General features: G+C 70.2%; 1 protein-coding gene. It reads left to right on the forward strand.

The window, feature by feature from the left end:
* On the forward strand, positions 1 to 255 hold a 255-nt coding region (locus tag IU459_RS38080; protein WP_195134372.1), incomplete at both ends, for a condensation domain-containing protein.

A 255-nucleotide genomic window follows, 5' to 3' on the forward strand; every position in this document is an offset into this window, starting at 1 on the left:
GACGCCGCCGCGAGCTCGTCGCGGGTCCGCGTCCGTCCCGGATTCCGCTGTCGCTGGCGCAGCAGCGGATGTGGTTCCTCAACCGGTTCGACAACCAGACCGCGGTGAACAACATCCCGCTCGCGGTGCGGCTCACCGGAACCCTGGACACCGATGCCCTGCGTCAGGCTGTCGCCGACGTGGTCGACCGGCACGAGGTGCTGCGCACCGTCTACCCGGAGACCGCCGACGGTCAAGGCGTGCAGGTGGTGCTGC

Source organism: Nocardia amamiensis (genome assembly GCF_015477605.1).
Taxonomy (GTDB): Bacteria; Actinomycetota; Actinomycetes; order Mycobacteriales; family Mycobacteriaceae; genus Nocardia; species Nocardia amamiensis_A.